Source organism: Novosphingobium mississippiense (genome assembly GCF_044029535.1).
Taxonomy (GTDB): Bacteria; Pseudomonadota; Alphaproteobacteria; order Sphingomonadales; family Sphingomonadaceae; genus Novosphingobium.
Map to the genome: position 1 here is coordinate 430516 of NZ_CP147003.1, position 18407 is coordinate 448922.

The 18407-nt window shown below is 59.5% G+C and carries 17 protein-coding genes; 6 read left to right on the plus strand and 11 right to left on the minus strand.

The annotated features are described in order from the left end of the window. Positions 1-31: 31 nt before the first annotated feature. Together WBP06_RS20480 and WBP06_RS20485 are read left to right on the plus strand one after the other, a co-directional pair. Positions 32-2530 (plus strand): TonB-dependent receptor, encoded by a 2499-nt coding sequence (locus WBP06_RS20480; protein ID WP_395336719.1) that lies wholly within the window; start codon positions 32-34, stop codon positions 2528-2530. A 67-nt stretch (positions 2531-2597) separates the two neighbouring features. Then, the gene (locus WBP06_RS20485) at positions 2598-3386 is read left to right on the plus strand and encodes a TetR/AcrR family transcriptional regulator (RefSeq protein WP_395336721.1); all 789 of its coding nucleotides are present in this window, start codon (positions 2598-2600) and stop codon (positions 3384-3386) included. 47 nt (positions 3387-3433) lie between these two features. On the opposite strand, the gene WBP06_RS20490 is transcribed toward WBP06_RS20485, so the two are convergent. Then, on the minus strand, positions 3434-4057 hold the full coding sequence (locus WBP06_RS20490; protein WP_395336723.1) for a TetR/AcrR family transcriptional regulator: 624 nt from the start codon (positions 4055-4057) through the stop codon (positions 3434-3436). A 6-nt stretch (positions 4058-4063) separates the two neighbouring features. On the opposite strand from WBP06_RS20490, the gene WBP06_RS20495 reads away from it, so the two are divergent. From WBP06_RS20495 to WBP06_RS20505, 3 genes are all read left to right on the plus strand, one after another. After that, positions 4064-4510 carry a hypothetical protein gene (locus WBP06_RS20495; protein WP_395336726.1) on the plus strand — a complete coding sequence of 149 codons (447 nt, stop codon included), beginning with the start codon at positions 4064-4066 and terminating at the stop codon, positions 4508-4510. A 114-nt stretch (positions 4511-4624) separates the two neighbouring features. After that, positions 4625-5533, plus strand: coding sequence for a YncE family protein (locus tag WBP06_RS20500; protein ID WP_395336728.1), 909 nt, complete (start codon positions 4625-4627; stop codon positions 5531-5533). Then, on the plus strand, positions 5530-6177 hold the full coding sequence (locus WBP06_RS20505; protein ID WP_395336730.1) for a TetR/AcrR family transcriptional regulator: 648 nt from the start codon (positions 5530-5532) through the stop codon (positions 6175-6177). Before WBP06_RS20500 ends, WBP06_RS20505 begins: the two co-directional genes overlap by 4 nt. A gap of 13 nt (positions 6178-6190) precedes the next feature. Here the strand turns inward: WBP06_RS20505 and WBP06_RS20510 are convergent, their stop codons facing one another. Genes WBP06_RS20510 through WBP06_RS20525 form a run of 4 tightly spaced genes read right to left on the minus strand, consistent with a single transcriptional unit; the run spans position 6191 to position 11521 of the window. Next, entirely contained in the window at positions 6191-7918 is a 1728-nt protein-coding gene (locus WBP06_RS20510; RefSeq protein ID WP_395336732.1) for a hypothetical protein, read from the minus strand. 2 nt (positions 7919-7920) lie between these two features. Further along, positions 7921-8478 carry a VOC family protein gene (locus WBP06_RS20515; RefSeq protein ID WP_395336734.1) on the minus strand — a complete coding sequence of 186 codons (558 nt, stop codon included), beginning with the start codon at positions 8476-8478 and terminating at the stop codon, positions 7921-7923. After that, positions 8475-9821, minus strand: a complete 1347-nt coding sequence (locus WBP06_RS20520) for a DUF1552 domain-containing protein (protein WP_395336736.1) — start codon at positions 9819-9821, stop codon at positions 8475-8477. The genes WBP06_RS20515 and WBP06_RS20520 overlap by 4 nt, the downstream gene beginning before the upstream one ends. Positions 9822-9847: 26 nt before the next feature. Then, entirely contained in the window at positions 9848-11521 is a 1674-nt protein-coding gene (locus WBP06_RS20525; RefSeq protein WP_395336738.1) for a DUF1592 domain-containing protein, read from the minus strand. A gap of 243 nt (positions 11522-11764) precedes the next feature. On the opposite strand from WBP06_RS20525, the gene WBP06_RS20530 reads away from it, so the two are divergent. Next, a complete protein-coding gene (locus tag WBP06_RS20530; protein WP_395336740.1) occupies positions 11765-12289 on the plus strand; it encodes a c-type cytochrome in 525 nt (174 codons plus the stop codon). Between the two features lie 36 nt (positions 12290-12325). Here WBP06_RS20530 and WBP06_RS20535 read toward each other — a convergent pair whose 3' ends face one another. From WBP06_RS20535 to WBP06_RS20560, 6 genes are all read right to left on the minus strand, one after another. Then, positions 12326-12913 (minus strand): TetR/AcrR family transcriptional regulator, encoded by a 588-nt coding sequence (locus tag WBP06_RS20535; protein ID WP_395336742.1) that lies wholly within the window; start codon positions 12911-12913, stop codon positions 12326-12328. Positions 12914-12983: 70 nt separating this feature from the next. Next, positions 12984-13637, minus strand: a complete 654-nt coding sequence (locus WBP06_RS20540) for a cytochrome b/b6 domain-containing protein (RefSeq protein WP_395336744.1) — start codon at positions 13635-13637, stop codon at positions 12984-12986. Between the two features lie 6 nt (positions 13638-13643). Next, on the minus strand, positions 13644-13946 hold the full coding sequence (locus WBP06_RS20545; RefSeq protein WP_395336746.1) for a high-potential iron-sulfur protein: 303 nt from the start codon (positions 13944-13946) through the stop codon (positions 13644-13646). Positions 13947-13999: 53 nt separating this feature from the next. Further along, complete coding sequence (locus WBP06_RS20550) at positions 14000-14512, minus strand: c-type cytochrome (protein ID WP_395336748.1); 513 nt, start codon at positions 14510-14512, stop codon at positions 14000-14002. Then, on the minus strand, positions 14509-15468 hold the full coding sequence (locus WBP06_RS20555) for a sugar phosphate isomerase/epimerase family protein (RefSeq protein ID WP_395336750.1): 960 nt from the start codon (positions 15466-15468) through the stop codon (positions 14509-14511). Before WBP06_RS20555 ends, WBP06_RS20550 begins: the two co-directional genes overlap by 4 nt. An 85-nt stretch (positions 15469-15553) precedes the next feature. Then, positions 15554-18058: a TonB-dependent receptor gene (locus WBP06_RS20560; protein WP_395336753.1), complete on the minus strand. Its 2505-nt coding sequence runs from the start codon at positions 18056-18058 to the stop codon at positions 15554-15556. Positions 18059-18407: the final 349 nt, after the last annotated feature.

Genomic DNA, 18407 nt, shown 5'->3' on the forward strand with positions numbered 1-18407 from the left:
TCACAGAATAAGCATGAGGGAAGAGGATTCGATGCGTAGAAAGAACGCGTTCATACTTTTGGGAGCGAGCACGCTGGCGATGACCACGCCTGCTCTCGCACAACAGGCGGAACCGGCGACACCAGCAGATTCTGCGGACGCAGCGGTCACGAACGAAATCATCGTTCAGGCCCGGCGCCGTGATGAAAGTCTCCAGGACGTTCCACTGGTCGTGAACGCGGTTACCTCTGACACGATCTCAAAACTGAATATCCGCAATTTCACCGAAATCAGTTCGGTCGTGCCGGGTCTTCAAATGACGCCGAATGCGAACGGCATCGGCACTTCGTCCTCGATCCGCGGCGTCAATCACGACGTCAACGTGAGCGCTGAAAACGGTACGATCCAGTACTACCGCAACGATGCACCGGTTCCTTCAAACTTCGTCATGCAGACGATGTACGACGTGGGTCAGATCGAAGTGCTGCGCGGTCCTCAGGGCACATTGCGCGGTCGTTCGACACCTTCGGGCTCGATCACGGTGACGACGCGGGAGCCGGACCTTGTCGAAGCGGGAGGCTATCTTGCCGGCACTTTGGGTTCGGCGGCTGCGACCAATTTCAACGGCGCGCTGAACATTCCGATCATCTCGGATGTGCTGGGCATTCGCGTGGCGGGCATTCACAGCTTTGACCGCGGCAACCGTGTTACCAGCGTCAACAGTGACGAGAAACCGCGCAACGAGACCAATGCCATCCGAGCAGCGGTCCGCTTCGAGCCGACACAGTGGCTTCGTCTCGGCTTCCTTTACGAAGGCATGCAGAATGACGGGACGCGCTTTGACCGGGTCCGCTCCGTCAGCGAATACGACCCCGACTATGTTCCGAGCGCGAATGCGCCTGATTATGGGAATATCGGTCTGAGCGACCGGTTGTCGGTTCAGTCGCGTCCAAGCACGACCCAGCAGAAATTCCAGTTCTACAACTGGAATGCCGAAGTCGACTTCCTGGGGCAGCGCCTCATTTACGTAGGTTCGGCGACGTCGCAAAAGTACCACAGCGACGGTGTACGCGATCTGGCGAATTTCTTCCCGGATCTCGAAATCGCACAGATCGCAGATACGAAGGGGACGACAAGCAGCCATGAAGTGCGCTTGCAAAACCTCGATCGGGTTGCCGGGATGTTCGACTACGTGGTTGGATATTTCCGCTATTCGGTTCCTTCGCAGACCAATCTCCATGACCTCAGCATTACGCAGCTTCGCCTTGCAGGCCTCGGCATTCCTATCGCCGCACCGAGCGTCACCGATACGCCGATCTACATCGCCAAAGGCACTCCTACGGAAGATTCGTTCTTCGGCAACCTGACGTTCCATCTTGCGGAGTCCACCGAGCTTTCAGGTGGATTGCGTCGTATCCACTTCACGGACAATCGTGATGGGCTATTCATCAGTTGTACGCCTGATATGTATGCGGCTGGTCAGTGCACGCGGCAGAACGGCACGCAGTCGGATGTCAACGAAAACACGACGATCTACAGTGCGAGCATCAAGCATCGCTTTACGCCAGGGCTGATGGTCTATGCGTCGACCGGCAGCTCGTGGCGTCCTCCAGTCGTTGCCATCGGCGACTTTACGCATGCTGACTATACGCCGAACGAAGTCGCGCATATCTCGCTGCCCTCGGAGAGCTCGAAGTCCTATGAGATCGGTCTGAAGTCGGATTGGCTGGACCGCCGGCTGCAGTTCAACCTCACCGCCTATCACCAGGACTACAAAAATTATCCGTATCGGGCTGGCGGTGCCGGCATTGCCTATATCAATATCAACTCGGCAGGTGCGCCGACCATCGGTAATTTCAATTTCGTGAGCGCGGTGCCGATCAAGGTCAACGGCGTCGAGGCTGAACTCGCCTTTACGCCAACGTCGCGGTGGAACTTGGGTGCAACGGTCAATTTCGCTCGTAGCCGCATCGGTAATGCCCTGCTGGCCTGTACGGATGCGCTCAACAATCAGACCGGAGCCGTGGGTTCGGATGGCATTCCCGATACCATCACACCCACGCTTGCACAGATGCAGCAGGCCTACGGCGGTGAACGCGTAGCGCAGTGTCCGGGAGGCGGGCAATCGGCGACCTTCCAGCCCGAGTGGTCAGGTGTGCTCAGGGCCGAGTACACCTTGCCGGTCGGCAACAAGATGGATGGGTACGTACGCGGACTGTTCAGTTGGAAGGGCAAGTCCAAGACCGATCCGAACAATCCCTACGACGACGTCAAGGCTTACGGCATACTCAACCTGTTCGGCGGGCTGCGATCACAGGACGGGGCTTGGGAAGTGTCGGTCTACGCCAAGAACATCTTCGATACGACGAAGCTGATCAGCCAGGATGACCTGGCCCAGTTCACGTCGGTCACCGATGTCTACCTCAGGCCGCCGACCTACAGCGTCTCGGGCATCGGATCGACAGTCTACAGCAGCCGCTATGCGGGTGTGTCGGTCACCGCTCCGCGTGAATTCGGCGTGACTTTCCGCGCAGCGTTCGGCTCGCGGTGAGGAAATCCGAACGGAAGGGCTGTGGTTTCTCCCAACCGCAGTCCTTCCGGCTCGGGATTGCTATGTATTGTTGCCGGTCGATGAAGGCCGGGCATACAAGCTTGTGGCGGATGTAGCCGCGATGGAAACTGGACAGAATCTCTCGGGCGTCGCCCGACGCGGGCGTTCAGGCCCATGGAAGGGGCAGGGACCGGATCTGAAGCAGTTGGAACGGTGTGCATTGACAGCCTTTTCTCGTCGTGGGTTTGAGAGCGTTGGACTGCGCGAACTTGCGGCATCGGTTGAAATCGCGCCGACGTTGATACTCTATCGCTATGGTTCAAAACTGGGGCTGTGGAAGTCGATCGTCGACACCCTGGGAGAGAGAGTCGATCAGGCTTGCTGCGCAATCAAAGCGTCGTACGCATCGCAGGAGCCGTTTCCAGCCAGAGCGAGCGCCGCGCTGCGCCATTTCGTCTTGCTCAGTATCGAGATACCGGAACTGTCGCCGCTCTTTGTAGGCGAAATGTCTCAACCCGGTGAACGACAGGACTATATTCTGGGAAAGGTCTGGAGCCCGTTTTTCGATTCCATTTTACCCATGATTGAAGACGCCGAGCGTTATGGAAATGGCGACCTGGGAGCTCCCAAATTTGCCGCTTTCACCATCCTCAGCATGATTTTCGCAGCACAATACATGATCCCGTTCATCGATCAGGCTGTCTGCACGGATCAAGGTGATGCCGTGACGCGGGTTCTCAGGCCGATTGAGCGGTTGCTGACCCTCGTCCAGACCGATCCAGCTGACCTGGACGAGACGCGATCGGAACGGTGGCAAACGGTAGTTTGTCGCACGTCTCGTTACTCGCAGGCCTGATCAAAACTCTATGTCGGCATTGCTGCGGGTTTTGTCGGGCGAAAAGATCAGTCCGGCGCCATGATGGAGGTGGACAGGAGGCGATAAAGGATGCTGGCGATTTCAGGTACGCTGTAGGCTTCCTCCGGTTGGCCGACCCACCAGGCAAGAGTTTCTGCAATGAGGGAGGCCGCGCAGATCGTTCCTAGCTCAGTAGGAAGCCATGCATTGATCGGCCGCTCTTCTCTGGCAACGACCATGGAGACCCGAAGCCATTCCTCGCGCATGGCGCCGCCCGCTCCGCCATTGAGGAGGATGGACCAGAGTACACGATGTTCGGCGACATAGGCGCACAGCGCCTCGAAGCCCGCTTCGTAGCTTTCCGCATCGCGGATCGACAGCGTCAACTTGTTGAGGTGTGCGATTTCGCCCTTCGCGACGGCGTTGAGCAGCGATTCTTTGGTTTCGTGATGGCGGAAGAAGGTGGCGTAGTGAATCTTGGCTTGTGAGCAGATGTCGCGCACGGTGATCTGATCGAAGGGCTTGCGTTGCAGCAGCTCCAGCAAGGCGTCCTGCAGTGCTCGGCCCGAGCGCAAAGCGCGAGCATCGGTCGATCTAGATGATGCCAAAGTTTCGGCTTTATGCGATACTGTATCGCCCATCGTGCGATTCGGCTTAGTGTTCTCGGACATCCTATCGTGTGTGACGCAAAAGCGCCGGTCAGCGCAAGCGGGTACCGGTCAAACCTCAAGGCCAAGGGAACGGCCAACGGGCTGATCGCAAGAGGTCAGGCCGATATCATCGAAGAGAGGATTGCATTTATGCTTCGTCAGATTTTGATCGTCGGAACTTTCGCAGCCGGCGTTGCCGCGCCGTTTTCGGTCAGCGCCGCTGAGCCGGCAACCGCCTCGGCACCGGCTGCAGCGTACTCCACTTCGACGAGCTCGATCGGCAGCTTGCTCGATAATGCTGCTACCAAGGCCATTCTCACAAAATACCTCCCCGATCTCGTCAGCAATCCGCAGATCGAGATGGCGCGGGGAATGACCCTCAAACAGATCCAGTCGTACTCTTCCGATTCGGTTACGGACGAAGTCCTCGCGAAGATTGATGCAGAGCTTGCAAAGGTTCCCGCCCAAAAGTGATGCTCAATGGCCCCGATCCTCGAGGGGAGCGGGGCCTCCTTTCGGAGATGAAACTTGGGATGTTTACCGCGCCTGTTGGCCGTTGCATTTGTCTTGCCGTTCGCAGCCGGTAGCGTGACGGGTTTCGCCCGTACGATGATTGTCGCCAACAAGGGGGAGAATACAGCGAGCTTCATCGAAATGGAGACGGGAAAGGAATGGTCCCGGCAGGCGACTGGCCCTTCCCCGCACGAGGTAAGTGTATCTCCCAACGGCAAACTTGCAGCAATAGCGGCCTATGGGGGATCGACAGTCGACCTGTTCGATACGCGAACCGCAAAACGCATCAAGACAATCGATATCTCGCCGGGTAAGGCGCCGCACGGGATTGCCTGGGTGTCGGATCAAGTTCTCCTGCTAGCGGCTGAGAAGTCACGAAGCCTTGTTGTCGTCAATGTCGACAAAGGTACCGTTCAGCCGGTGGCGCTCGATCAGGCCGGCTCGCACATGGTGGTTCTGTCCCCCGATTATCGTACCGCTTATGTGTCTAATGTCGCTGCTGGTACGGTAAGTGTTGTTGACCTTCGAGCGATGAAGAAGCTCTCGGACATTCAGGTGGGCGGCAATCCGGAAGGGCTTGCATTGACCCGTGATGGGAAGGAACTGTGGGTTGGCGACAATTCGGCACCCCATGTGCGCGTGGTGGATCTTGCAAGTGGCAAGACGGTCGCTGTTCTGCCTTCAGATCCGGTTCCCATCCGCGTCGCGATGAGCCGCAATGGCAAGATGGCGATCAGTTCCAACATCGGAGCGGGCACGATCAGCCTCTACTCGGTTACCCAGCGGCAACTCTTGCGGACAATACCGGTAAGCGGCGCAACGGATGCCATCCAGGTAACGGCGATTTTCGCTGATTCCGACGATCGTGTCCTCGTGGCGGAAACGGGCCGTAACACCGTGGCCGAGGTGCAACTGGACAACGGCAAGGTCTTGCGGCGATTTGAAGTCGGCAAAGGAGGAGACGGGGTAGCAATTGTACCGTGAAGGCTCGCGCAAGTTCGGACGGGCACATCAGGGCAACCGGCTGCTTCGATGGTTCTCGGAAGCCTGCGACCAGGGCGCAGCGCAATGTGCAAAAGAGCCGCTCTGAGGATCTGCGCGTCGCGAAGTCATACCACGCACTGCGCGATGCCTTTCTCGAGCTCCTGAAATCGAACCCGATGGAGCATATCTCGATACTGGGTATCGCTCGCAAAGCCCGGGTGACGGTCCCTGTATTTTACCGCCAGTTCTCGTCCAAAGAGGCCTTGCTCTCCGAGATTGCAGACGTTGAGATAGGGCTCGTGCTCGACCATGTCCGCCTGGCCATCGCAGAGGACGACAGAACCGGGCCTTTGCTGGAGCTCTGTGCACTTGTCGACGAGAAGAGGGAGATTTGGAACTTGCTGCTCACCGGAGGGGCGGCAACTTCCCTGCGGAGTGAATTCTGCCGATCGATTGCTGCAATGGACATCGAGGCCAGAGCATTCAGCTGCGATCTGCCGCGGGCAATGGCGACGACATTCCTCGCACATGGTGTCTTCGATGTCCTTGCCTGGTGGCTTGGCCAGGCACAGGACCATTCGCATTCATCAATAGCGGACGTTTTGCAGTCCTTGGTATTCGAGCCAGCGACGCGGCGTGACTGATCAAGGACCGCCCTCATTGGGCCGAGGCAAGGTGTCCGGCATCTTTCGTAAATCGTCCACCTGCGGCCAGCCGTGCCTCTTGCTCGGGTGGAAGATAGGCGTTTACGCCCTCCATTTCGTAAGCAGCCGATATTCCGTCGAACTCGCCGGTCTGAGGATCCCTGAGGCCATCCGCGGCGCGCCGGACTGCGTTGTACATGCCGGGGGAATTGAACCCGATGGTGTTTTCGTAGTCGGAGGAGCGGAAGAAAGCGGCCGCGAGGTATTCGCGCCAGTCACGGTAGCCACCCAGCGTGGCCTTCATGCCTCCGTCCGGCTGGAATTCGATGCGCATGCGAGCATCGGCCAGCGTCCATGTGGTTGCGGGTCCCTCGTGCATGACGATTTTGTCCAGCCGGTCCGTGATCACCACGCCGTTTACAATCCGAGCCTTCAACCGTGCGAAATCCTGCGTGAACTCCGGGTCGTCGTTGGCACGGAATGTGTAGTCGGGAAGGACGGTTTTCGAAGTGCCATCGCGGCGCATGGGATCGGCGCTGTAGAGGATGGTCACCGCCACATCATTGTCGTTTTGCTCGTCGTCTATGCCGCTGACTTCCACGAGGATCGAGAGCCCGCCGGCGCGGCGCAGTTCATTACCAATCATGGGAAGAAAGCCGTTTCGCCGCCAGCCCTCGATACAGCCCTGAACGACGAAAAGCTGATTATCGATGCCCTTCCGGCCGTCGGGCGACGTGAAGTTCTGGTGAGCGCGGGTGCGCGAAGGAGGAGAGCCGGATCCGTCGTTTCCATCGAGATCGAACCCCCTGACGATGTCGGCTGCTGGCGTGATGAAGCCCGGGTCGGCCACTATTCCAGGGAGCATCGTCACATTCATCTCGTCGGGTCCCCTGAAGGGGAGAACCGTGGTGTTGGCGCCGCCCTTGCCAGATAGGGCAGCACGTTGCTGCGCTGCGCGTGCCGGCGGCATCAAAGCATAGTATTCGTCCTGGGTGGGCTTGCGGTTCATCTGCGGGCACTGACGGTCATTGGCGTCCGCAATCGGCGCGAACCATGAGATGACGAATGCACGGCTATGGCCGCCGCGCGGCGCAGCGGGGAGGTTTGCAGGAAGCGTGGTCAAGGGGCGTGGAGCCGGTTGCGGCTTGTAGTTGAGCCACTCGATTGATTGGAAATGAAGTCCGAAGGCCTGTTCGGGTGCGCCGTCGACGACGGGGCAGGTCAGCCTTACGTCGCGCAAAGTGTATTCGTAGAATTCCGGTACGTCGCCGGGGCGGGGGCCATGCTCCTGCGGATGGCGCTCCATTTCGGAAGACTCGGCAAATGCGAGTTCCCTGATCGGGGCATTCGAATGACAAAGCGCCATCAGTCCGGGCAGGGCTGGGTTGCCTTTGTCGATCGCGAGCGAAAGTGACGATGGCCCGGTGGCCGGCGTCATTGGTCCCGAGAACTTGAGACCGCTCTCCTTGCCGCTGATCCCCCGGATTTCGCGCAAGGCAGGCCGATCGCTCCAGTAGTTTGCCTCAGCCCGGATCCAGCCCTTGTGGGCGCTGGATTTTGCATAGCCCTTGATACCCGGTATCTTCAGGTAGCTGGGGCCGATGTAGTAGGCGGCGGCAGGCTGCGAAACGCCAAGCGAAGCTCCGGCCAGGAGGAGGCCAGCATAGATGCGTGGCCTGCGCAGAGCGTTGGCCCACGCTCTGCTGCGAACGAAACCGCCCAACTCCGAAATCGCGCCCATGCTCAGCGCTCCTCTTTTCGCGCGGAGTTCGCATTGTTCGGCGATACCGGGTGCGGGGCAGGATCAACCAGTTCCAGGCGGTATCCGTCAGGGTCGGTGACCATCATCACTTGCATCGTCCCATGGGCCTTTTCGATCGGTCCGGGCTGATAGCCCGCTGCCCTCAATCGTTTCTCCAGCGGTTCCAGGCCCGAAATCTGGAAGGCGATACGATCGAAGCCATGACCATGCTCGATCCGCGCGGCTGCCCCGGCCTTCTCGCTCAGCAGCATTATCGAGGGCTGCGCAGGTCCATTTCCGTAACCGACAAGTTGGTCAGGGCGATCCGGGGGGCCGAACCGCAGGCGAACTTTCATGCCCAGGCCCTCGGTATAAAACCGGGCCGAAGCGGCTGGATCGGAGACATAAAGGGCAGGCCCCACCATGATTCCAGAAACTTCCCCGGCATCGGAGGAAATCGGCGGTTTGGGGGACGCTGCTGGGGAACTTGAGGTGATGGGGCTTGTCGCCGCACCGCACAGCACGACGATGGCTGCTGAAAGGATCGGCTTCATGCTCATACCATTACCTCCGAGATCGGTGTCGCGGTGTGCATGGCGCCGTCTCCCCAACTTGTTACCGGCATCCCCAGGACCTGCTGAATGGTGAGGCCCACACGCGAGCTCGGGTCGCCGTTTCCGTTGATGTGCTGGCCCGACTTCCACTTCCCGCCAGCCTTGCCCGCAACGAGGATTGGAAGATTGTCGACCGAGTGGATTTTCGCGAAGTTGCTTTCCGAGGTTGCCAGCACCAGGCTATGGTCCAGCAGGGTGCCATCACCCTCCTTCACCCCGTCCATCATTTTCAGCATGCTTGCCAAGACGTCCATGCTGCGCTCGATGAAAAACGTTGCCTGCGGCTGATAGCCGAGTTTCTCGTCGACCGGCTCCTCATGGGTCAGTTCATGGAAGGATACCGGCTCCCCCGCCTTGCGCAGGTTGGAGCCAGCGTTTGACAGGGCCATGCTGAAAACGCGTGTCTGGTTGCAGGCGAGCGCCATGACCAGAAGCTGGCCCAGCAGATCGTGGCTGCGCGTGGCCATATCCCAGGTCGGGCCCAACTCGCCCTTGGCGGGCTCTGCCGCCACGACGCAGGCTTCGGCCGGCAGCGGCTTTTGCAGGAGTTGTCCAAGCTGCTGCTCGACCTGCCGCACGGAAGTGAAGTACTGGTCCACCCGCTGCCGGTCAGAACTTCCAAGCGTCCTGACGAGGTCATCCCGCTCCTCCTTCACTGAACTCAGAACACTCTGTCGCAGCATGATTTCGGGATCGGGCCGGAATTCTGCCTTGTTGGGATCTTGGAACTCCGGGCCGAACAGCCGCCGATAGAACTGGACGGGATCGACTTCGCTCGGGTTTACCGTGGAGCCGGCGCGCATGCTGTAGCTGACACTCGACTGACCGGTACATGCGAGCTCGAGTGAGCGGAACCGGGTTGATTTCCCGATATGGTCAGCGACGAGGCAATCCAGAGTGGGCAGCTCTGCCGTCCCGCCCGACACGCCGCCCTTCAGCGGTGCACAGCCGGAAAGCGTGCCCATGACACCCGACCAGTGAACTAGGTTGGGCTTTCCATCCAATACGCAGTTGAACTTGGAGAAGACGCTCACCTTGTCGCGAAAGGGTTCAATCGGCTTGAGCTCCGCTTTGAGATCGTAGCCATGGCCCAGCTTGTCCGGGAACCACCGGGCGGTGTTGACGCCGCATCCCCAGAACCAGGTCCCGAAACGCACCGGTATCGGGGCGCCAGTGGCGAGGGCCTCGCCCTTGCTGTCGAGGAAAATATCCAGAAGCGGCAATCCGATAGCAACGGCCGAGCCGCGCAGGATGCCCCTCAAGACCGTGCGTCTGTTCCAGTCGGTCATCGCGTTTGTCCTCTTCCTTGATCAGACTATCGTGCAGCTACCTTGCTGGGGGCTGATGCGTCGGTCCTCGCTGCGGAAAGGGCCGAACTTGTCGCTATCCGACGCATCAGGCCGGGAAGGCGGTACCGGTCTGCGCTGAAGCGAGTGGCTGCCTGTTCCAGCCAGGATGCGTCCTGCGGCGCTGCTTCGCGCCCGACCCCGTATTCGTAGACGCGCTGAACAAGACAGCTTGGAATGTCGGGACTGTCATGCAACGCTTGCGAAAGGCCCGCCAATCCCACGTAGGGTTTCCCGTCGAATGTGCCGCTGGCATCGATCGGGGCCTCGTTTTCGTGACTGCGGAAATTTCCGATGGCATCGTAGTTTTCGATCGACAGCCCGATCGGATCGGTCAGGGCATGGCAGCCTGCGCAGGCCGGATTTTCCTGGTGCACCGTCAGGCGCTGGCGAGCCGTTTTGTACAGCGGGTTCGACACATCCTGGACGATCGCGAAGTCCACATTAGGCGGCGGCTGGGGAACCGGCTGGCACAGCAGTTGCTCACGGATCGATTTGCCGCGAATGGTGGGCGAACTGCGGCCTTCATGGGTCGGGTCGAGCATGAGAAATCCGGCCAGGCTCAATATTCCGCCGCGATGGCTCGTTTCGGGGAAGGTGTAGGGCGCCCAGCCTCCCACAGCCTGGACATTGACCGGAACCTTGTAGAGCGCTCCAAGCGAGCGGTTCATGAAGGTCTTGCGGGTCGTGAAAAGATCCCGGTAGTCACCGTCATCCAAGATCAGGAGTTGTACGATCGTACGCAGCGTCTGCTCGCGTGCATCGCCCGCGAGGTCCGAATTGAACTTGGGATAAAGGGCCTGGTCCTTGGCAAGGCCCTGGAACTGATCGTATCCCAGCATGTCGGAGAAGAAGGCGCGAACGCCCTCTTCAAACCGTGGCGAGGCGAGCAGGCGATCGACCTGCTTTTCGAGCAATTCGGGGTTGGAGAGGTCGCCGCGACCGGCCGCATCCAGCAATGCATCGTCGGGCGGGGCATCCCACAGGAGAAAGCTCACCCTGGTAGCGAGCGAATAGTCGTCGAGGCGCATTGCACCAGCCCGCCGCGGATCGGGAAGAGCTCTTTCAACCCGGAAAACGAAGTTGGGCGAGATCAGTATTCGTGCCAGCCCGATTTCAAGGCCTTTACGAAAACTGCCGCCGATCCGGGTTGCTTCGGCGGCGAGTGCGAGCAACGAGTTCATTTCGCCATCTTCGAGCGGGCGGCGATAGAGTTGGCGTCCATAATCGGCGAAGAAGCGCGCGGCGCAGTTTCGATCGAAAGTGGAAGCCGCCGCGGTGTCGCAAGGAATACGGGTTTCGTGCCGGTCTGGTGCAAGAACCTGGGCGGCAATCTCCCGGGCCCTCAATTCGTATTGTTCCACGCCGGATGGAGAGACGGCAACATGCCCGGCGCCAACGGCGAGCAGGCCCGCTTCGCGCAGCGGCGGCTCGAAACGGCCCGGCACCTTGATGCCAGGGCCGAATGCCTGATCAATGGCGCGGATGTACTGAGCCTCGCTCAGGCGGCGGAAGCCGGGCTGAGTTCCACTTGCCTCCGTTTCGGCTTCGGCCTGTGCCGTCACTCTTTCAGCGGACATAAGACCGGCCGTGCCGATCGCTCCTGCAGCTATCGCTGTCACCCAGGCCGAACTGGTTATCATTCGGCGTTTCCGAGAATTCCGTCGGCGCTGAGTTCCTTTGACGGAACCGTTTTCGTGACCTGATTTCAAGCCGGGCCTCCCATTTCACGTCCGGTCGTTGCGCCGGCTCGCGCAGCATTTCGACACGCGCAGTCAATGCCGTGCCTGCAAATGCTGAGCAGTTGCTTAGCGCGTCGATTGCGGTATCGTCAAGCGATCACGAGGGGCGCGGTGAATGCGTCCCGTTGCAGGAGGGGCAAGAGGATGAAATTGCAGCCAACGTTATCGCGCGGAGCCTTGCTCGCGGCAGCATCGCTTATGCTCGGATCAATTCTGGCGGGAGCTGTGGGCGCTCAGGGAGCGGCAGGCGGGCCTTTCGCTCCGGCCGATACCCAGACTCCAGCTGTCACCGGCGACGACGCCCAGGCGATCATTTTCGAACGGCAGCAGGTCATGCAGAAACTGGCAAAAGACAGCGAAACGCTGGGGAGCATTGTCGCTGGAACCCAGCCGCGAAGTCAGTTGCCTCAAGTGACCCGCGCGCTCGCCGATGGGGCGAGGGATTCGCTCGGCAGCTTTCGCGAGAAAGTTCCAGGTGGCCGCAGCAAGCCGGAAGTCTGGTCGAACAATGCAGACTTCATGAAGCGCATGGAGGATTTCGCGCGCAATAGCGAAGCCATGGCCAAAGCCGGAGAAACCGGAGACATGGCTGGCGTGACTGCGTTGATGATCGATGCCTTGCCGTGCAAACAGTGCCACGACCTCTACAGGGCGCCCAAGAAGCCCTGAGGAAGGACCTAGGATCTCAAGCGGGTCGCGAAAACCTTATGTGCGTCGGCTCGACGCAATCGTTTCGAGCCATGTCGATATGGCTTTGCGTGTGCTTGCAAAGCGATCCTCGTTGAAGCGCCCGGAGAAAGCTAGTCCACGGGCGACAGCCTCGAGAATTGCTGCAATTTCCTCCGGGGAAACCTGTGGGAAGGGCAAGCCATGATCGGCCATCTCTGCGCGAACGATGGCGGCAACCCGGTTGTTAAGTTCCTGTCCGAATTCGGCGATCAGCTCATGCATTTCCTTGCGGTGGTTTGCCAGAGCGAGGAATTCGAGCTGCATTGTGGCTCCAGTTGGATCGCTGTTCAGTTCGAACAGGCGGGCCAGAGGATCCTTACCCGTTGCAATGCGATCGAGCTGGGCGAGATATCGCTCGGTCGAGAATTTGAACAGGGCTTCGAAGAGCTCACCCATCGTACGAAAATAGTAATGGACGAGCTGTGGCTTCAGTCCCGCGCGCTGCGCCAATTTGCGCGAGGTTACTTCCGCGTACCCTTCCTCGCGCATGAGTTCGCCGGCTGCAATGAGCAACTGGCGGCGCGTGTCGGAGCTCTCGGTCCCAATTCTTCTGTTCGATGTCATCGCGGGCGATTGTTAACCTCCCTGCCGACAGAAGGCCAGCCGAAGGCTTCGCGGCCAATATTCCCGGACGCTAGAGGCCGAATCCTCGTCCGATTTCCCATGCCAGCGTCCCGGCGATCAGCGTCGCCAGTGCCAGTTTCGGCAGGCCGGCAGGGAGCATCTCGTCGCCGCGACCAGGAGATGGGTGTGTACGTCCCGAAATCATCGGGGCAACCAGGTTGCGGCCACCAAGAACCCGGTAGGCGACGATCGCGGCGATGTGCAGCATGATCAGCCCGATCAGGACATTGAAGCTCCATGCGTGGATCCTGGCGGCGAGCCGCGCTGCATCGAATGAAATGAGGAACGAGAGGGGGCCGGATTCCAGTCCATCGGTGTCAGTTGAGAACAGGCCGCTGCCGATCTGTACGACGAGTGCGAGGAGCATGGTGATCACGCTGTATGCTCCGGCCGGATTGTGCCCGATCGGCGCATGGTTTCGCCCGCGCAGATAGGCAAGGATGGTTTTCGGGCCGCGAACGAAATTGCCGAAACGGGAGGTGCTGGGTCCGATGATGCCCCAGATCAGTCGGAAGCTGACAAGAGCGACCCATCCCACTCCGAAGCTGTAGTGCCAATCCATCATCCGCCTTTCCGCGCTCCACCAGGAAAGCGCGAACAGGCAGACCATAGACCAGTGTCCAAGGCGAGTAGGGAAGTCCCAAACCCGAACGGTCGCCTTCATTGGACCTCAGCTCTTCTTCGTGAACGATGTACAGACCGCAGTCGCTTCCACGGCCCCACCTGAAAGCATTTGACAGGTTCCGCACGCGCCTGCGCCAGCGGTAAAGAAGGCGCATAGACTACAGTGCTTTTGGGGATCATTGGACGGAGAGGTGTAGCCCAGCGCGCGGCGACGGCTGCGCTGCGACAAAGGGAGTGTCGCTGGATCGGAACATACGGCCGGTGCTTGAGCCAACCCTCTGCTGGCAAGGGACGTGCAGGCAAAGGCGGACATCAGACCGACGAAGCCTCTTCTGGTGCTCATCGTCATGGTAGGGGCCTCAGGTTCGTTGTTGCGGGTTCAAATGGTCAGCGATGTCGACTTCAGTCCTCATTGCGGAAACTGTCATGGCAGGCCTTGCAGGTCGCGCCGAGCCGCCGTGCTTGCGATTGAATGTTCGTCTTGTCTGCGGAGCTCGCGGCGGTGTCCAAAGCCAGCGCCTGGGCAGCGAATGCATCCTGCGCGCTTTTGAATTTCGCAGGATCCGTCCAGATCTCCGGCCTTGCCGCTGTCTTGGTGCCCGAGGCAGGGCCAGAGCCTTTCGGAAACCATGCGTATTGCGCGCGCGATAGTTCCCGGATGCGCCGTGTGGCCTGCGCCATGGCGGCCGGGTTGGCATCACCTCGACGCAGCGCGTCGTTGAGCGACTTGAAGGATGCACCTAGGTCTCGAAACCCAGCTACCCGCATTCGTACCGCGTCCACGGGCGCCGCCGATAGCGGAGAGAGTGCTGCGACGCCGACCAGAACTGCAGCAAAGATGCGGAGGTGGAGAGCCCGGTTTTCCGAAGCTGCGAGAAGGAACGATGTCTGTTCTCCAGAGCGTCCTGTCCTCATGCTCGCACTCCCTTCAGAAACGCGAAGGCAATTCGTGCGGCCTCGATGCGGGGAATTGCGAAGGGTGGTTCCTGCTCAAACAGGAAGTGTTGGCATCCCACCTTGCGTGCAGCTGCGAGAATGCCGGGAAAATCGAGCTTTCCCGTGCCCAGGTTCGCAGGCTTCATGGTTATGCGATAGCCAGGTACATTGTCGGCTGCGACATCCTTGAGATGGATCAGTCTCACCCGACCGGCTGCCGAATTAAGGAACCGCACGGGATCAAGGCCGGCCGCTGCGACCCAGCCCACGTCGACTTCGAAGTGTACAAGGCCGGGCTGGGTTTCACGCCAGAGAATTTCCCAGCCGTTGGTATCCCCGATCGGAGCGAATTCGAGGTTGTGATTGTGATAGGCGACCTGAATTCCGGTGGCCTTGAGAGCGGCGGCCTTCTCGTTGAGGGCTGCGGCGGTTTTTTTCCAGACATCGGCGCCGCCTTCAACCACCGAGCGGGAGATCGCATTTTCCATCGTCTCGCCGGGTTGCGGCCTGAACCCTTGAGGAAGCATGAGCAGAGGAGCAATTGCCCAACGGGCTCCTATGGCACCGAGATCCTCGGCAATGCGCTGTGGATCGCTCCCCAAGGACAATCCCGAGCCTCCTGAGGGTACGAGAGGCAGGTGCACACTGCTTACCGAGAGGCCGGCACGCTGCGCTGCTTGCCTGATGGCGGCCGGTGTCTTGCCGTACAGGCCTGGGAGTTCGATTTCGCGGTATCCGATCTCGGCGATTTGCGCGAATGTGGCGTCGAGGTCTTTGCCGGCTTCAGGGCCAAGCGAGTAGAGCTGAATGCCGATCGGCGGTCCGCTGCGATCGAAAAACATGGCGTTCGTCCTGGCATAGAGCGTCTTGGGGAGCCCTGCTGCACATGCTGAAAGCGCCAGGCCCGAAATCAGTCTTCGTCTGTCGATCTGCATAAGGTTCTCATTGGCTGGTTTGCGGAACGATTGAGCGGCGCGCCCGAGAATCCGGCAGTAGTGGGGACGCCCGGGCGCGGCCCAATCACCTCGAGCCGAAAGCTACGCGAAAATTCACGCCGAATTCGCGGGCAGGGGTGGTGGTCACATTCGTGTATCGGCTGGTGAACGTCGATGATGCTGTTCCCACCGGCGTTCTGAATGTCGGGGCGCCGAGCAGGATGTCGACGGTACCGGTGCTGATCGGACTGCTGTCGCGCGAAAGAAGTTTGGTGATGTCGGTGATGTTCTTTCCGTAGAAGGAGAGTTCCCAGGCTCCTCCTGGATCGCGCACACCGACGAAGAGGTTGAGCAGCCCGTAAGCCCCGACGTTGTCGAAAGGATTGTCGGGATCATTCTGGGATTTTCCGCGCCAGGCGAGCAGACCACGCAAGTAGCCGTCCGCGCGGCGGTCAACCGGCATGGTGTACTCTGCCTGGAGGGAACCGCTCCATGGCGGAAGGAACGTTGCCGATCCTCGCGATGAGGGGCACACGGCAAGATGTTCGGCGCCATATGCCGCCTGCATTTGCGCAAGGGTCGGGACGACGACATCCGGGATGCCGTCCGATCCCACTGCGCCGGTCGCATTGTTGAGGGCGTCGGTGCAGGCGACCATGGCATTGCCGATTTTGCTCTTCGAATAGTTGAGCGTCGTCGAAAGGTTGAAGCGGCTGGACGGCCTGTATGACAGTTCGGCTTCGACACCGTTCACATTGACCGGAACTGCGCTGATGAAATTGAATTGCCCTCGGGTGAGGGCGCCCGTCGAATCCACATTGATGTAATAGATGCCCGTCCCGGCGCGGTAGGGGTAATTCTTGAATTTCTGGTGGTAGCCGGTCACGTTGAAGACGAGGCTGTGATCGAACCAGTCGGATTTGAATCCGAGTTCGTACGACTTGGACGTTTCCGATCCAAATGCCGTATGCTCGATCTCGTTTGGAGAATAGGCGACAGAGAAGTCACCAATTGCACGAACTGGTGGGCGCCATGATGATCCGGTGGCGGCATAGACCATCAGGCTGTCGTTGAACCGATGCCGAACCGTCGCGTTGTAAATGGTCTTATGGACGCGCGCATCGTTTTCGGTCCCCGGCGTCTGGACGCAAGTTCCGGTCGCGAATGTCTCGGGAGTGCAACCGATATAGAGGCCCGATGCATCGTTGACGTACTTAATGCGGCGCAGGCCTCCGGCTACTTCCGTGGCTTCACCGAGGTGCACGGTCACGTTTCCGAAGAACGAACTCTCCGTTTCTCCTGCGGGCGGAAGATAGATCGCCGTGTTGTTGATACTCGGCGCAATCGGTAGCGGGAAAGTGGTGGATGGCGGAATTCTGCCGAAATAGCGCAGGATAGTCGGGCTGTAGTTGACGGTGTTCGAGGAGCCTTCGCTTCGGAAAAATCCTACGACATAGTCAAAAATGCCCGCGATGCGCTCCTGGTTCTGCAGGCGGATTTCGTGGGTCGTCCCATCGCTGCGTGTGGTGGTCCGCTGTGTCGGCGCAAGGCTGGGAAAGAAGTTCGTCGTATCCTGCGGCGTCAGCGCGTGGAACGTCGTTGTCTGGTGCGATCCAACGTAAATCAGGCTCTGCCCCAAGAGATCCGCTTGCGCATCCCACCCGTAGAACTTGAAGTTCTGGGAGAGATTGCGCGGATAGGCCATGACTGAAGCGCGGTCTTTCAGCGTGATAGAACCATAGTCCTGCGCGTTGGACGACGGGACCGACGAGGGATCGAAGAGATCGGTCGATTCCATCTGGTCAAATTGCACGGCATTGGCCTGCAGCGCCTGATACACGAAGTCGAATTTGAGGAAGTCGGTCGGCTCGGCTCGAGCGCTTGCACGAATGGAGCGCGTCCGACGCATCGGATCGGTGTCGTTGTTAAGGCTGTAGACCCGGTTTCCGCGATTGTAGTCGTAAAGGCCGGCTATGCGAACACCGAGTTTGTCGGCAATGATCGGCACGTTTATCGCTGCCTGGACGTTCTTTGCGGAAGCAGACCCCGCAGAAACGCTGACATTGGCTCCGGGCTGGGAGAGGTCGGGCTTTCGTAGACCGACTGTGATCGAGCCGGATGGCGTTGCTTTTCCTCGCAGTGTCCCCTGAGGACCGCGCAGAACCTCGATCTGGCCGATGTCGTACATGGCTTGAAGTACAAGGTTCGATGCTACAGGCGCGTCGTTGTAGTAATACTGAATCGTGCCGTTGTTGCCGCTGACGTTGACGTCATGATTGACGCCGCGCATCGACGAGCTCGATCCGATTCCATTCGCGTTCGGAGTAAGGGAAAGGCCAGGCACCACCCCTGTAATGTCGCGAAAATCACGAATGTTCAGCTTGTCGATCTGATCGGACGTCACGGCATTTACGACCAGTGGAACGTCTTGAAGGTTCTCGTCGCGACGTCTCGCTTCGACGATGATCACGTCTTCTGCGCGGAGTTCGCTTGACGGTTCGGTGGGTTTGTCTTGTGCGTAAGCGGATACCGAATTGGCCAGGACGATCAGGCTCGTTCCCCCAATCACGAAAGCACGAGATGCAATCATGAATCCTCCCCTGTAACGCCTGAGTGCTTGGTGCCTCAGACTGTCTCTTGTGCTATAGAATGACGCACATCGTGTCCAGCGAAACTGAGCGACTGCTCAGCGTCAATTTTGGTGACGAAATTGGCGGGGCGGCATCGTCATGCGACGCATTGCGATCGAGGCATGAAAAGTGCATTCTTACGGCTTGAGCAGGCTACATAGGTTCCGATGACATTGTTCGGAACCTAGTGCAGGTGTTGCCATTCCCTCGAGCTCCACGAGCCCGCTGCCGCCATCTTCGGGCGCCAATGCGCGCATTTGGCGACGATGTTCCGCCCGTTCAACCGAATGGCGGTGCTATCGGGCTTGG